This is a genomic window from Enterobacter cloacae complex sp. ECL414 (assembly GCF_021869685.1).
Lineage (GTDB): Bacteria > Pseudomonadota > Gammaproteobacteria > Enterobacterales > Enterobacteriaceae > Enterobacter > Enterobacter kobei.
Genome location: NZ_CP091481.1, coordinates 2,756,049 through 2,772,242, shown reverse-complemented (window position 1 = coordinate 2,772,242; position 16,194 = coordinate 2,756,049). Strand labels below are relative to the sequence as shown.

The following is a 16,194-nucleotide window of genomic DNA, read 5'->3' as shown; positions in this document are numbered from 1 at the left end:
TGGAAACTAACATGTCAGAAATTAGCCGTGCCGTGCTCTTCGGCAAACTGGATACGCTGTTATTTACCTCGCTGGAAAGCGCGACTGCCTTCTGCAAGCTGCGCGGTAACCCCTATGTTGAGCTGGTGCACTGGCTGCATCAACTGATGCAACAGCAGGATGGCGATTTGCAGCAGGTCATCCGCCACTTTGCCCTCGACGAGCAGCAACTGACGCGCGATATCGTGGCCGCGCTGGATGCGCTGCCGCGCGGCGCGAGTTCCGTTTCCGATCTCTCCGAACATATCGACAGCGCCGTAGAGCGCGCCTGGGTCTATGGCTCGCTGAAGTTTGGCGTCAGCCGCATACGTGGCGGCCATTTGCTGATCGGCCTGCTCAAAACCTGGAACCTGGCAAACGTGCTGAAAAGCATTTCGGCGCAGTTCACCCGTCTTAACGTCGAGGTGCTGATCGAGCAGTTCGATACGGTTTGCGCCAACAGCAAAGAGACGCAGCAGGCTGCGGCCACCGTCGAGGCGCCAGCGGGTGCGGTACCGGCAGCGCAGGGTACGCTGGCTCAGTACGGCCAGGATCTCACCGCCCGCGCCCGCGAAGGGAAGATTGACCCGGTAGTCGGGCGTGATGAAGAGATCCGCCAGATGGTCGATATCCTGATGCGTCGCCGCCAGAACAACCCGCTGCTGACCGGTGAGGCCGGGGTCGGGAAAACGGCGGTGGTGGAAGGGCTGGCGCTGCGTATCGCCGATGGCGACGTGCCGGAGCCGCTGCAAAATATTCAGCTGTGGCTGCTGGATATCGGCATGCTGCAGGCTGGCGCAGGCATGAAGGGCGAGTTTGAAGCCCGTCTGCAGGCGTTGATCAACGAGGTTCAGTCCAGCGCCACGCCGATTATTCTGTTTATCGATGAGATCCACACCCTGATTGGCGCAGGCGGCCAGCAGGGGACCGGCGATGCGGCGAACCTGCTGAAGCCCGCTCTGGCGCGCGGACAGTTGCGTACCATCGGCGCCACCACCTGGGCGGAATACAAAAAATACATCGAGAAAGATCCGGCGTTGACCCGTCGTTTCCAGACGGTGCAGGTTCACGAGCCGGACGAAACGAAAGCCATTCTGATGCTGCGCAGTACCGTATCGCCGCTGGAGACCCACCACCAGGTGCTGCTGCTCGACGAAGCGGTCAGCGCGGCGGTGAAGCTGTCGCATCGCTATATCCCGGCGCGTCAGCTGCCGGATAAAGCCGTTGCGCTGCTCGACACCGCCTGTGCCCGCGTGGCGGTCAGCCAGAGCGCGCCACCGGCGCAACTGGAAGATTGCCTGCGCCATCTTGCCGCGCTGGACGTGGAGATTGAGATAGCCGAACGCGAAGCGCGCGTTGGTGCAGGCGTTTATGAGCGCGTAACGGCGTTAATCACAGAACGTGATGCGTATGAAAGCAAACGTGAAGCCCTGACCCAGCGCTGGGAAGAGGAGCGCAGTCTGGTGCAGGAAATTATCCGCCTGCGCGCCGCGCTGTTTGCCTCGGGCGAGGAGGAGTCCGCCGGGCTGCACAGCCAGCTGGCGGAACAGCAGCAGGCGCTGAAAACGTTGCAGGGCGATGAGCCGCTGCTGTTTGCGGCGGTAGATGAAAACGTGGTTGCCGCAGTGGTTTCCGATTGGACCGGGATCCCGCTGGGGCGGATGGTGAAAAACGAGATCGACGCGGTGCTGAATCTCGCCGACACGCTGAACCAGCGCGTTATCGGCCAGCGTCACGGTCTGGATCTCATTGCCCGTCGCGTGAAAACCTCGCGGGCAAAACTCGACGATCCCAACAAACCGGTGGGCGTCTTTATGCTTTGCGGCCCGTCCGGCGTCGGTAAAACGGAAACCGCGCTGGCGCTGGCGGAATCGCTGTACGGCGGCGAGCAGAACGTTATCACCATCAACATGAGTGAGTTCCAGGAAGCGCACACCGTTTCCACCTTAAAAGGTGCGCCGCCGGGCTACGTCGGGTATGGTGAAGGCGGTGTGTTAACCGAGGCCGTGCGCCGCCGTCCGTATAGCGTAGTGCTGCTGGATGAAATTGAAAAAGCGCACCCGGACGTCCACGAAATCTTCTTCCAGGTCTTTGACAAAGGCTGGATGGAGGACGGTGAGGGACGCCACATCGATTTCCGCAACACCATTATTATTCTGACGTCCAACGTTGGCACTGACCTGATCAGCGCTATGTGTGCCGATCCGGAACTGATGCCGGAACCGGACGCCTTAAGCGGCGCGCTGCGCCAGCCGCTGCTGGAGGTGTTTCCGCCTGCGCTGCTGGGCCGCCTGCTGGTGGTGCCGTATTACCCGCTCAGCGACGCGATGCTGGGGCAGATTGTTCGCCTGCAGCTCAAGCGCATTCAGCGTCGTCTGGAAGAGAATCACAATATCATTTCTGAGTTTGACGACAGCGTGGTGGAACAGATTGTTCAGCGCTGTACCGAGGTGGAGTCTGGTGGCCGCATGGTAGATGCTATTTTGACCAACACCCTGCTGCCTCAGATGAGCCAGATCTTACTTACCGCCAGCCGCAGCGACGAGCAGTACCGACGTCTGCATGTCACCTGCGAGCAGGGCGAGTTTCACTGTCAGTTTGCCGCGTAATAATCATCAAGAGAACTGTAAAAGATGACGGATAATGATAACAATCGGACTGTCCCAAACGCGCTCCCGGTCGGGTACCGCTTCAACGAGTTTGAAATCAAAGAGGTGATCGGCGGCGGCGGTTTTGGCATCGTTTATCGCGCGTGGGATCACCAGCTCGAACGCACTATCGCTATCAAAGAATTTATGCCTTCCTCGCTCGCCGTGCGCGGCGACGACATGACCCTGGTGCTGCGCAGCGAGCGCTTTGGCAAAGCGTTTTCCGCAGGCTTGAACAGCTTCATTCAGGAAGCCCGTCTGCTGGCGCGCTTTAACCACCCGAACCTGCTGCATGTCCTGCGTTTCTGGGTGCAAAACGACACGGCATACATGGGTACGCTGTTTTACAGCGGCACCACGCTTTCGCGCCTGCGCGAAGAAAAACCGGAGCTGATCAACGAGGCCTGGATCCGCCGCACGCTGCCGATGCTGTTTGGCGCCATCAAGACCATCCACGACGAAGGCTATCTGCACCGTGATATCTCGCTGGATAACATCCAGATCCAGGATAACGGCCTGCCGGTACTGCTTGATTTCGGCTCCGCGCGCCGCACCATCGGTAACCTTTCTGACGAAACGGAAACCATGCTGCGACCGGGTTTTGCACCGATCGAGCAGTACACCGACGACAACGAAAGCGAGCAGGGACCGTGGACGGATATTTACGCCCTTGGCGCCGTGCTGCGTACCCTGATCGTGGGTTCTCCGCCGCCGGTGAGCGTGGTGCGTTCTATTCAGGATACCTGCAAGCCGCTGGTGGAAATTATGCCGCAGGGCTATTCCATCCCGCTGCTGCAGGCCATCGACCGCGCGCTGGCGCTGCACATGGAAGACCGTCCGCAGTCTATCGACGAATTCGCCGCGCTGATCGAGATGCCGGTTGCGGGCATAAACGATGTGCTGACGGCGAAAAAACCGGGCACCATGCTGGTACCGGTGGAAGAGGAAAAGCCGGCTTCAGCACTCGACTGGCGTCGTTACAAAATCCCGGGCATGGTTGCCGCAGGCGTGCTGGTGGGTGTGGTCGCCGGAGCGATGCTGTTCAGCGGTGGCAAGGATGCGCCAGAGCAGGCTGCGCAGGCACCCGCAGAGACGCGTCCGACGGAAACCGCCGCGAACGCGCCAGACGTGAAGCCGGAAACGGCGAAGGTGAGCGAGCAGGCGACGGCGCAACAAACGCCACCGCCTGTCGAGAGCCCTGTTGCGCTGGTCTATATCCGCATCCAGGACGGCGAAACGCTGAAAGTGAACGGCGAGCCAAAAGCGCTGCGTCCGGCGACCAACGGCTATGCATCGCTCAAGCTGCCCGCCGGTGAGGCGAAGATTGAACTGCAGGGCAACGGGAGAACGCGCAGCCAGACGCTGGATATTGCCAAGCCGGGCACCTGGCTGGTGAATCCGTAAGTCAGTCAGTCAGGAACAAGGAACAGGACGGAGCGAATGTATAACATTAAGTTTGTCTATCTTTTCAGCGAGAATGTCTCGCCGGCGCTTTTTGCGAAAATTATCCGCCCGTCCGTCGCCGGGCAGTGGATTATGTCGGTGCCCGACAATTCGCTGCGCTCGCTGTTCACGCGCTACGATTTGCTGCGAACCATCACCGGTGCGAATCCCTATCAGTCCGGGCGCGATACGCGCAAGCTGATCGCGCAGGATCTTGATATGGGCAGAATCGTTGCAATTGACGAAAGTTTTCGCAGCTGGTCATCGGTAACGGAAATTTTTTACATCAATGCCAAAGGGCGGCTTCAGGCCGCCTCGCTCACCGGGCTGGGCTGGTACCCGGTAAGCACTATCGTCGATCGTTACGAAACGATGGTGCGCACATATGGTTCCCGCCCTGCGCCAACGGAGCTGCCAACTCAGGTGGTGAAATCCAAAGCGGCGCAGGTGCCTGACCAGCCAACGCCTGGCAAAGACGGTAAAACCTATGCGGCGCAGCTGCAGAATATGACCAAAGCCGAACGCTGGCAGGCTCGTAAGGACCTGATTGCGAAGGGCAGCAACAGTCTCTACCCGGATGCGCAGATCGCGGCTAAGCGGTTAGCGGCGAATAACATTGCCGTGGAGAAAGCGAAGCTTGCGGAAAATGTTTATAAGACCGTAAACCCGCTGGAAACGACGCCGGGCGTGCCGGAGGGGTGGACGGATATTAGTAATGATGCCGCCGCGCTGAAGAAGCTTGGGCTAAACCGCAAAGTACTATTCGACAATACCGCCTCGCCTGATTTTCTGGCCCGCGTATATCAACCCGATCCCGAGGTGTTTGGTCGCGATATGAATCCAACGCTCGTGTTCAGAGGATCGCGGCAGCCCGAGTTCTTCCCCATGAAAAACATGGCTGACTGGAAAAATAACGGTGCCCAGGGGCTGGGCATGGCGTCAGATTATTACAAAAGAGCGGTGGGGCTCGGCGAACAGCTCTCTAAATCCGGTCAACAAGTGGACATTGCGGGTCACTCTCTGGGGGGCGGATTAGCCTCTGCTACCGCGATGGCCAGCGGTATGCCGGGATGGACCTTCAACGCGGCCGGTCTGCATCCGGGTACCGTGGAGAAATACGGCGGCAGCCTGCTGGGCAGTACGGAAAATATTCAGGCCTACCGTGTTGAAGGTGAACTGCTGACAAAAATTCAGGAAGTTAACCTTTGGGAAGATTTCAAAACGGTAAAAGGACACATACCGGCACTGATAGCCAAAGAAGAACTTTCTGCCGTCATGCCGAACGCAGCTGGAATTGCACACGACCTCCCGGGTGGAACGGGAGGTGCTCTGGATCGCCATGGTATCGATCAGGCGATTAAGTGTATTGAGCAACAGAAGGATGAAGACATCGCAATCATCGGGAGTCGCGCGTGAAATCATTGATTACAGGCTGGATAGCGCTTTGTTTAATGTTTATGGTTCAGGGGTGCAAGCAAAATATGGATTTAAAACCAGACAACTACTTCAGCGGACAGCAGCTCACCTTAGCGCGTGCCATTGAAGCCGGTGAAGTGAATGAGGTGACTCAGTTAGCTTCGCAAACGGATCTTAATACACCCGGTAAAGAGGACATGACGCTGCTGTTTTGGGCGGTGATGAACTCAATTAACGATAAGAAAACACCCGAGCAGTTAAAAATTATTACAGCGCTGGTCAAAGCGGGGGCAGATCCGCTGCAGCCAAGGCCTAAGGGAGAGAGCAGTCCGGCCGAATATGTGCTGAAAGCGGACAGTGGAGTCTGGATAAAGGCGATGCTGGAGGGCGGATTATCGCCGGATGCCAGGGATAAAACGTTTGGAGAGCCCATTCTCTTCGAAACCCTCGAAGCAAAAAACACCGATACCCTGCAGGCGATGCTTGATGATGGCGCGGATATCAATATTACCAATTCACTGGGTAATACGTTGCTGATCGCTGCGCTCGATTTCCACTCTTACGATCATGTCATGCTTCTGCTGGAGCGTGGTGCCAACGCAGAGATCAAGGCGGATAATGGCTGGACAATGGCTAATCAGTTGCAGCGGTATCTGAACCGGGCGAAAGAGGGCAGCGACGAATATCAAAAACTCACTGAAATTAAAGACGCGCTTATTCAGCATGGCGGTAAATGGCCTCCTGCGCCGGTGAATAAGTGATGACGTTAAACAGTGCGTTTCCTGAGCAATAATGAGTCTTAAAAAGCGGCAGATAAAAGTAAGCTTCATACTTTAAATTTAGGCGCTATGGCTGCAAAAGAGTTTGAAACGACTGATGAAGAGCTTGCCCGGCATCTGTCAAATGTAAACTACATCGCTTCGCAGATGGCTGATGGGTTAAAGGTGATCCTTCCACATGAACAAGATAATGAATATCTGAAAAGGTAAAAGCGGTATCGAAATTAAGCTGACGGTGATTTGCGCATCTCCTAAAACATCTGGTCATAAATCTCCTCTTTGTTAACACTTTTTATTTAGCATAAACCATTACGGAATACAGATTATGCTCAACCGAATTACAGTCCAGCTCCCGGTCGAGGGGCTGCTCTTCTGGAAACTTTCCGGCCGCGAGGCGATGTCCGAGTCGTTCGCCCTGACGCTGACCCTGCTCGGCACGGATGCGCGCATTGACCGCAGCAAATTGCTCGGCCAGCCGGTCACGGTGACCATCCCGACGCAGAACCTGCTCTCCTCCCGCTACATCAACGGCAAAGTCACGCGCGTGGCAGTCAGCGCCGTTGAGCTGACGGGCACCCGCTATGCGGTGTACCAGCTGACGGTGGAGCCGGACCTGTGGCCGATGAAGCGCGACCGTAACCTGCGTATTTTCCAGGGCCAGACGGTGCCGCAGATTGTGAAAACCCTGCTGGCTGAACATCAGGTCAACGTGGAGGATAAACTTACCGGCAGCTACCGGGTGTGGGACTACTGCGTGCAGTATCAGGAGTCGAGCCTGGACTTCATCAGCCGCCTGATGGAGCTGGAAGGGATTGCCTATCACTTCAGCCACGAGGCCGACAAGCACACCCTGGTACTCACCGACGCCGCCACCCAGCATCAGCCGTTCAGCGGCTATGAGGTCATTCCTTACCACCAGACGCCGTCCGGCGGCAGTACGGATGAAGAGGGCATCAGCCAGTGGGCGCTGGAGGACAGCGTGACGCCGGGGATTTACAGCCTCGACGACTATGACTTCCGCAAGCCGAACGCGTGGCTGTTCCAGGCCCAGCAGAACCCGGCGTCGCCGAAGCCGGGCAGCATTGACGTCTACGACTGGCCGGGACGCTTTGTGGAGACCGGGCATGCGGAGTTTTACGCCCGCATTCGCCAGGAGCGCTGGCAGGTTGAGCACCAGCAGATTCAGGCCACCGCCACGGCGGCGGGGATTGCGCCGGGCCACACCTTCACCCTGACCAACGCGCCGTTCTTCAGCGATAACGGCGAGTATCTGGTGACGGCGGCGGGCTACCACTTCGAAGAGAACCGCTACGCCAGCGGCGAAGGTGAAACTGTTCACAGGACCGATTTCACGGTCATCCCGGCGTCGGTCTCTTATCGCCCGGCGCAGAGCACGGCGTGGCCGCGCACCTACGGCCCGCAGACGGCGAAGGTGGTGGGCCCGAACGGCGAGAGTATCTGGACCGACAAATACGGTCGCGTGAAGGTGAAGTTCCACTGGGACCGTCTGGCGAAGGGGGATGACACCAGCTCCTGCTGGGTGCGCGTGTCGAGCGCGTGGGCGGGCCAGGGCTACGGCGGGGTGCAAATCCCGCGCGTCGGCGACGAGGTGGTGGTGGACTTTATCAATGGTGACCCGGACCGTCCGATTATTACCGGGCGCGTGTACAACGACGCGAGCATGCCGCCGTGGGCGCTGCCGGCGGCGGCGACGCAGATGGGCTTTATGAGCCGGACGAAAGACGGCTCCGTGGACAATGCCAACGCCCTGCGCTTTGAGGATAAAGCAGGTGCAGAGCAGGTGTGGATCCAGGCCGAGCGCAACATGGACACCAGCGTTAAAAATGATGAAACGCACAGCGTCGGTGGTGAGCGCAGCCATTACGTGAAGAAAAATGAACTGCATCGCGTGGAAGCGAATCAGACCCAGGCGGTGAAAGGTGGGACTGAGATCCTGACCGGCAAAGGCAAGCTGGATGCGGCGGTGGAGCAGTACGTCATTGCTTCCGGGACGAAGCTGCGGCTGGTCTCAGGGGAAAGCGCCATTGAGCTGAATGCTAACGGCAAGATTAACCTGATCGGTAAAGAGTTTAACTTCTTCGTGGAAGGGGATGGTTATATCACCACGGGCGGTAAGCTGCACCTGAATACCTCGGGAACCAAGCCGGGCACCACGGCACCGGGATCGGGGCATAAAGGGGATATTGATGCGGCTGTGCAGGCGAAGTTTACGCCAAAAGATGAGTAAGGCCGGTGCGGTGCTTATCGCATTGCGCCGTTGTCATTTAAGATCACCAGACAAAATGAATATATCAATTTCTACAATGCTGACGATTTCAAACTGGATGATGGAGCGAGCATTACCGAAATTGGTTTACGTTTAAGCAAAGATAACGGCGACATGGCGCCTTTACTGAATTTTTCACCGTCAGGTCAATGCATAACGCTTGATACCGTTAAAATGCACTTTCCGCAACTGGTGCTCACTGACTATCCGCAAGGCCGCTCTGAGAATGAAGTGACCAGTTATACCGCACCAAAAGACAGTAATGGACAAAAGGTGAGCTTCAGTTTCACCGTGAAAAAACCTGACTGTCTGGATTCTGTCGTCATAAGCGCCGAATAAGAAACACAGTTCCCATGTCCTGACGGGGTTTCCAGTGGTGAGAAGCGCAATAAATATTCATTGAATGACAATTAACGTGAAAAAAAACACTCCGGTATTTCTTTTTTCTGCCCTGATGTTTACCTGTCTGAGCAGCAATGTGGTTTTGGCTCAGGTGATGCCTTCCGTTCTGACAAAACGGGATTTTTCTGTGCAGATTAAAGACCAGCCTGTCGCATTGGGCGACAGATGGACTCCTGATATTGCCCGTAAAATTGACGTGCCGTTGGAAGGCCATTTTGTCGGTGAAGTTCCTTTTGACGGAACAAACTATAAATTCTACCAGCATCAAAAGGCTGGGTTAGAAATATTCAGTTCCAATCTCTGGTGGGATAAAGCAGAAAGAAGCGTTGACGATTATATCGTGTCCCAGATTACGCTGACTGCCTCAGATATTTTAACGCCGCGTGGCGTTCATGTGGGTTCAACAATCAGAGAGCTGAACAATGCGTACGGCGATGGTCAGTTCGAAAATGATTCCGGGGAGAAGTGGATTTCCTATGAATTGGGTAAGAAATTGCTCTCTTTTAAGGTTATAGACAGTCAGGTTGTGAAAATAACCATGAATTACGAAAATGGTACTTCAGAGTGATTTATGACCAAAAAATATTTGGCAGTCGCATTGTTCACCGCTTTATTGACAGGCGTCGTTGAAACGTCATCGGCGCTTGAATTATCGCAATACAATAAGCTTGATACGGTGAGCCGCATCGTTAACGACAGCGAAGTGACAGACAGTCTCAGGAAGACGCTAGGAAAGCATTACCAGACCTTTATTGATAACTTTGATGTCTTTGGTGAACCGCATACCACCACAGGTGGCGGATTGTTTGTTGAAGGCTGGCTAAAGGATCTCTACCTGGAGAATGCGTCAGCGCTGGTCATCAATCCTGACGGCAAAATCTTTGCGGCCTGGGTGGTTCCGGAGTCGGACGTTATTCATTACCAGTCTTCAGATAATAGTCCGGTTATTCATGCCGATATTCAGCAATGGGCTGCCAGATTCAATACGCTGCAGTTTGCATCGAACAGCCAATCAGGACTCGCCTTTGACGGGGTATGGGCAGGCGAGTTCGGGAGCGACTCGACGTTAACCCTGCAGTTAGCTCGGTCAGGCAACCGTATCACCGGCTCTTATTGCTATATCTCCCGGAAAAGAAACCGCATTGATTGCCCCGAGGATGATGAGCGTAATCTTAGCGGTACGATTGCTGGCAATCGTGCCACTGTTGAGTTCAATTCATCGTTTGGCGGTGTAGGTGGGCGGGCTGCTCTGGAAGTAAAGGGGAATGAAATGGAATGGCGTTTAGTAACGTCTCCTCAACATGGCAATGATTATGCTCCACTGCGTTATACATTACATAAAGCCGATTCGGATCATCACGCTGAATCCAGAAAACTGGAAACCGAAAAATTCGCTATTTCTTTGATAAACAAGTGCGGCCATTTCGAGAGCGAATGTGCCCAGATGGTTTATCTCGGCGTGCGCAAAAGCGATAACAGCACGATCTCCTTAAGGGGAAAAACGTTGCGCGACTCCGCAGGTAAAATAATCGGCTCAACGTACAAGAATGGCGAAATCGTTTATACCGTGACGTATGCACCCGCGAAACTGGTTGTCAGCAAAGGCAGCCAGGTTTTAGTCGAACAGTCAGGTCAATGGCGTAAATAATAAAACAGCCAGCCCAAAGGGCCAGCATGGATTGGCCTTCTTGTTTCTCACAATATTAACCATCCCGAGTTCACTTATGAAATACACCCTCCAGGAAGGTTCGTTTTCCCTTTTTCCTGCTGCCTGGCAGGATAACAGTATGAATATTATTCGCGATGACGAAAGCGGATTATCCGTGGTGGTCAGCCGCGGCGTCATTCCGGACGGCAGTGACTACGAACAAGAGTTTCACCGCCAGTGGGATGTGCTGCGTCCTCAGATGGGCGAAATTGCTCAGAGCGAATTCCGGAATGTAAAAGCCGGCCCTGACGGAAAAATTAACGGGCTGGAAGTTGAGACCACCTTCGACCGTAACGGGCAACGCCTGTGGCAAAAACAGCTGGCCGTACAGACGCCGGGCAAACCGGTATTGATGATTTTTACCCTCTCGGCACTCAGAGCATTCACCGAAGAGGACGAGGTGCGCTGGAGCGCGCTTAAGCAAAGTCTGACGCTAAACGACAACCGGAATGTGTAAGGCATGAGCGATAACAACGCGGCCCGTAAGGGCGACGAGATTATTCACTCCAGCATTTTTGCTGACATCACCAGCATTGTGGCGGAAGGTGCCGCCTATGCGGTGATCGGTGCGGCGGTTGGGCTGGCGGCAACGGCTGCCGCGCCACTCCTCGGTGCGGGGGCTGCTGCCGCTGGCGTGGCGGCGATAGGATCCAGCTGTCTGTTGAGCGGCATTGTCGGCGGTGTGCTGGCGAACGTGGCAGGGATCACTGACGATATCAGCAATGCCGCGGAAGGGTTGGGTAATGCGCTTTTCCCTCCGTCGCCTGCGGGCAAAATTACCACTGGTTCGAATAACGTTCTGACGAATGCGATCCCCGCCGCGCGCGCGGCCGGAACGCTGACGCCTGCGGATACCCCTTCCCCTGAACCGCAGTCTCCGGGCAGTTTTGCCGATTACGCAGGGATGCTGCTTTCCGCCGCCGGACAATTTGGCAGCGAAATGTGGCAGCCGAGCGTGGCCTCTGCCGCGGCGTGGACCTCGCCACTGGAAGAAGACAAGGTGGCGTGCGAAAAACACTCCGGGCCGCAGTATCTGGCGGAAGGCTCCAAAAGCGTCTTTATCAACGGACAGCCTGCGGTGCGCGCGAAAGATCGCACCACCTGCGAAGGCACCATTTCCGACGATGTCTCCCCGAACGTGATCATTGGCGGCGACACGCTTACGGTTCGCGATATCAAAAGCGGTAAAACACCGGGACTGGCGCTGGGGATGATTGCGCTCTCCCTGCTGCGCGGACGTCCGGGCAAGATTCTGAAAAACATGCCCTGCGCGCTGGCGGCGGCCGGCGGCGGGATGCTGGCCGATATGGCCGTGAATGCCGTGTTTGGCTCCTCGCATCCGGTTCACGCCGCCACCGGCGTAAAGGTACTGAATGACGACGATGAACTCGATTTCTCGCTGCCGGGGCGCTTCCCGCTTCGCTGGCAGCGCAGCTATAACAGCCTGACCACCCGCGAAGGGCTGTTCGGGCTGGGCTGGGCAACCCCCTTTGACAGCTATCTGACGCTGGAAGAAAACAACGCCACCTGGTTCGACGAAACCGGGCGTGAGCTGAGCTTCGAGCTGCCGCCTGTCGACCGCGCGTTTTACAGCATCAGCGAAGGCATCATTATCCGCCGTAATGAAAATGGCGACGTGGCGATAGCTGATGACGACGGTGCGGTGTGGCGTCTGTACAAACCAACCCGGGCAAACCCTGCTGTTCTGTGTCTGGCATCTCTCAGCGACGAATACGGCAACGCGCTGCTGACTACGTGGGATGAGCACGGCAGGCTGGTTGGTCTTCACGACGAGCCACGGGCAATAGATGTTACTTTGCGCTATGAAGATGAACGTTTCCCGCAGCGCGTGACGTCGGCGAGCCATTTCGACGGCAACCGTTCCTGGCCGCTGATGCAGTGGCGCTACGATGCGGGCGGCCAACTGGCGAGCGCGACAGATGCCTCCGGCGTGGTAACGCGTGAATATCGCTATAATGACCGCGGCCTGATGGTCTGGCACCGCCTGCCTGGTGGGCTGGAGAGTGAATACCGCTGGCAAAAATTCGACCACTGGCGCGTGGTGGAAAACCGCACCAGCACCGGCGACGGGTGCCGCTTTAGCTATGATTTAGCCGCCGGGCTGACGACCGTCGAGCACTACGACGGCCAGACGCGTAAGCACTACTGGAACGCGCAAAATCTGATTGTCCGTTACGTTGACGAGCGCGGTGAAAACTGGCGCTACGAGTGGGATGACAACGAACTTCTGACCCGTCGCGTCGATCCCCTCGGCAATGCCGTTACCTTTGTCTACGACGAAATGGGCAACCGGGTGCAGGAGATCGACGCCGATGGCAATACCCGTACCACCACCTGGCTGGAGCACCGCGCGCTTCCGGCGGCCATTATCGAAGCCGACGGCAGCGCGACCCGTTTCTGGTACGACGAACATCACGGCCTGAAGCGCGTGGTCGACCCGATGGGGCAGACCACGCTGCTGCACCGGGATGAGTTTGGTCAGGTGGTTGAGGAGGTCGATGCCACCGGAAACAGCCGCTACCAGGAGTATAACGACGCCGGGCAGATGGTACGTGCGACGGACTGTTCCGGGCGCATTACCCGCTACCGTTATCATCCGCTCGGCTGGCTGGTGGCCGAGACTGGCGCCGACGGCGAAGAGACGCGCTATCGCTACGACGCGGCAGGACGTCCGGTACAGCTCGATCGTCCGGAAGGCTGGACGGAGTCACTTGCATGGAACGAGCGCGGCCTGCCGGTGAAGCATGCGGGCGCTGACGGGAAAGAAAGCGAGTTCAGATACGATGACGCAGGGCGCTTAACCGCCACCCGCAATACTCAGGGGGAAGAGGTGCGCCGCCGCTGGGACAGCCGCGGGCGCCTGATTGTCCTGGAAAACGAAAACGGCGAAGCGTACCGGTTCCGCTGGGGCGCGGACTCGCTGCTTCTGGAAGAGACAGGGCTTGATGGCGTGGCCTCGCAGTATCGCTACGACGCCTGCGGGCGCACGATAGCGCGCACCTTTGCCGCCGGTCACCCGGAGGCAATCACCCACGCCTTCACCTGGAGCGCAAGCGGCCAGCTGGTCGCCCGCACCACGCCGGAAGGACAGACCCGCTATCATTACACACCGTCCGGACTATTAAGCCGGATCGGGCTGCATCCTGCGCTTTCAGCCGACGCATGGACCACCGAGGCCGAGCAGGAGCTTGCCTTTGACTATGACGCGCTCGGTCGCATGACGCGCGAGGCGGGCGAACACGGCGAGCTGGCGTGGGAGTATGACGCGCTGGGCAACCGCACCTCCGTCACGCTGCCCGATGGCCGCGAGCTGAAACAGTTCTACTACGGCAGCGGGCATCTGCTCGGTATTGCCCTCGATAAGCTGTCGGTCTCTGATTTCACCCGCGACGAACTCCACCGGGAGACCAGCCGCACTCAGGGGCTGCTGACCACCCGCAGCGAGTACGACCGTCTCGGTCGACTGCATCGCCGGGATGTCTTCACTGGCAATGCCCAACGCCCGTCGCCGCGCCGCTGGTCTCGCCGCTGGGATTACGATTACCGCAATAACCTGGTGCGGGAAGAGCGGGACGATAATCCGTTCAGCTGGTACCGCTGGCAGTATGACAGCGCCGGGCGCCTGCTGGTTCAGGACGGCTCGCTGCCCGGACAGGAGCAGTGGCGCTGGGATGCCGCTGGCAACCCGCTGGAAGGCTCTGCTGAGAAGGTCACGCATAACCGCCTGACGCAGCTGAACGGCATTCGCTGGCGTTATGACATTCACGGCCGCACCGTGGAGAAGGATAACGGCCAGACCCGGTGGCACTACCGCTACGACGGCGAGCACCGCCTGACGGAGGTCATCAGCCAGCCGCGGGATCGCAACAAACCGCAGACGCAGGTCAACTTCCGCTACGATCCGCTCGGACGACGGATCAGCAAAACGCGTCGCCAGATGCTGGGCGGGCAGCCAACCGGCAAGCCGGTCACTACCCGTTTTGTCTGGGAGGGGTTCCGCCTGCTGCAGGAAGTGCACGGGGATGTGCCGCTGACCTACGTCTACAGCGATCAGGACAGCTACGATCCGCTGGCGCGTATCGACGGCGTGGATGCCCCGGAAATCTTCTGGTTCCACTGTCAGCCCAACGGCACGCCGGAGCGGATGACGGATATCGAAGGGCAGGTGCGCTGGGACGCGGTGAACAGCGCCTGGGGCAAGCTGCTGCGGGAAAGCGAAACGCAGGTATCAGGATATTCTCAGAACCTGCGCATGCAGGGGCAATACCTGGATCGTGAGACAGGGCTGCACTACAATCTGTTCCGGTATTACGACCCGGACTGCGGAAGGTTTACGCAGCAGGACCCAATAGGGTTAAATGGCGGGTTAAATCTTTACAGCTATGCTCCTAATCCTATAGTTTGGACAGATCCTTTAGGTCTTACACCTTGTAAGGGGTTACCATCCACTCGAAGGGCTGGAGGTACGGGCAAACATTATGATCCAGTAAATGGTCAAGGGTTGTATGTGCTACACGATGGAAAGAACATTATCTATGTAGGACGTGGGGATGCTCCAGCACGTTTGAATAGCCATGCGAATACACCGGGTAAATCACATTTGGAACAGTTGACCATATTTGATAATAATTTGACCAAAGCGGAAGCTAAGTTTTTGGAACAAAGGATTATGGATCTTAATGGTGGAGCTAAGTCAACAAATTCTTTCACAAATCTCCTCAATAAAATTAGATCCTATAGCCCTAATAACCCAAACGCTAGCAAATATGATATTGCAGGTCATAGTAGGGATTGGGGTGGGGAAGTATTGAAAGATGCGTTATCAATTCTGAAAGGGAATGGCTTATGAAAGTAAAATATAAAGAGGGTGACATCTTTGTCATTCCGATGAGTAATGGGAAGTATGCGCTTTGCCAGGTTGTTTTTGCTCCAAAGCAAAAGTTTAAGCAAGCAATAGGTTTCTGCATTTTATCAATACAGGAAACAGAGGAGTTTGAAGAGAACAGTTCACTAACACCTCTATCTTTTGAAAAATTTGGCAAAGAGATGAAGGTTATTTTCACTGGTAACCAAAATATTAGCAAAGGCATTTGGAAAATTATAGGGCATGCTAATCTCACAGAAGAAAAAAAACAATTAAAAATATTTAATTATGCTGGTGGCTTATATGATGGGGAAGAGGAAATCAGGCGTTTGTCTGTTGCTGAATATCCTAATTACACAACTATGGGGGTTTCAGGCTTTGAGCTTGTCGACAATGTTCTGATAAATATTTGATCATCAGGGGAAGAGTGCTTCCCCTGCTAGTTTACATACAACAGCAGCTCATTAACACCTTTAATAAATTCACAAGTTTTTATGATCGTCTTGCCAAATAGTATTACAACAATGCATGCTGGAGAAGAATAGCCACAAGTTTGTCGCAGCAGAGCTGGATATCAATACTCATACCTTCGCCCGGAGCGGGAGATG

11 protein-coding genes and 1 pseudogene are annotated in these 16,194 nt (G+C 56.1%); all 12 read left to right on the top strand.

Going from position 1 to position 16,194, the window contains the following annotated elements; translation table 11 throughout:
* Nucleotides 1-11 precede the first annotated feature (11 nt).
* The 12 genes and pseudogenes from tssH (at nucleotide 12) to L3068_RS13330 (ending at nucleotide 15,999) form a co-directional block, all read left to right on the top strand.
* Entirely contained in the window at nucleotides 12-2,627 is a 2,616-nt protein-coding gene (gene tssH, locus L3068_RS13385; protein ID WP_023338414.1) for a type VI secretion system ATPase TssH, read from the top strand.
* A 24-nt stretch (nucleotides 2,628-2,651) separates the two neighbouring features.
* On the top strand, nucleotides 2,652-4,070 hold the full coding sequence (locus tag L3068_RS13380) for a serine/threonine protein kinase (RefSeq protein ID WP_048996364.1): 1,419 nt from the start codon (nucleotides 2,652-2,654) through the stop codon (nucleotides 4,068-4,070).
* 36 nt (nucleotides 4,071-4,106) lie between these two features.
* Nucleotides 4,107-5,525: a Tle-like phospholipase domain-containing protein gene (locus L3068_RS13375; protein ID WP_045134160.1), complete on the top strand. Its 1,419-nt coding sequence runs from the start codon at nucleotides 4,107-4,109 to the stop codon at nucleotides 5,523-5,525.
* A gap of 35 nt (nucleotides 5,526-5,560) precedes the next feature.
* Entirely contained in the window at nucleotides 5,561-6,286 is a 726-nt protein-coding gene (locus L3068_RS13370) for an ankyrin repeat domain-containing protein (RefSeq protein WP_198924575.1), read from the top strand.
* Nucleotides 6,287-6,328: 42 nt separating this feature from the next.
* Nucleotides 6,329-6,514: pseudogene (locus tag L3068_RS13365) on the top strand (immunity protein Tsi6 family protein); the annotation flags it as partial.
* Nucleotides 6,515-6,629: 115 nt separating this feature from the next.
* Complete coding sequence (locus L3068_RS13360; protein WP_045134156.1) at nucleotides 6,630-8,552, top strand: type VI secretion system Vgr family protein; 1,923 nt, start codon at nucleotides 6,630-6,632, stop codon at nucleotides 8,550-8,552.
* A 30-nt stretch (nucleotides 8,553-8,582) separates the two neighbouring features.
* Nucleotides 8,583-8,930, top strand: a complete 348-nt coding sequence (locus L3068_RS13355; protein ID WP_080352184.1) for a hypothetical protein — start codon at nucleotides 8,583-8,585, stop codon at nucleotides 8,928-8,930.
* Nucleotides 8,931-9,006: 76 nt separating this feature from the next.
* Nucleotides 9,007-9,561: a hypothetical protein gene (locus L3068_RS13350; protein ID WP_227025634.1), complete on the top strand. Its 555-nt coding sequence runs from the start codon at nucleotides 9,007-9,009 to the stop codon at nucleotides 9,559-9,561.
* Between the two features lie 3 nt (nucleotides 9,562-9,564).
* Entirely contained in the window at nucleotides 9,565-10,641 is a 1,077-nt protein-coding gene (locus tag L3068_RS13345) for an Ivy family c-type lysozyme inhibitor (protein WP_117580402.1), read from the top strand.
* 76 nt (nucleotides 10,642-10,717) lie between these two features.
* Nucleotides 10,718-11,158, top strand: a complete 441-nt coding sequence (locus tag L3068_RS13340) for a DcrB-related protein (protein WP_023330599.1) — start codon at nucleotides 10,718-10,720, stop codon at nucleotides 11,156-11,158.
* A gap of 3 nt (nucleotides 11,159-11,161) precedes the next feature.
* Entirely contained in the window at nucleotides 11,162-15,571 is a 4,410-nt protein-coding gene (locus L3068_RS13335) for an RHS repeat-associated core domain-containing protein (protein ID WP_232947907.1), read from the top strand.
* On the top strand, nucleotides 15,568-15,999 hold the full coding sequence (locus L3068_RS13330; protein WP_047344645.1) for an immunity 26/phosphotriesterase HocA family protein: 432 nt from the start codon (nucleotides 15,568-15,570) through the stop codon (nucleotides 15,997-15,999). The genes L3068_RS13335 and L3068_RS13330 overlap by 4 nt, the downstream gene beginning before the upstream one ends.
* Nucleotides 16,000-16,194 lie beyond the last annotated feature (195 nt).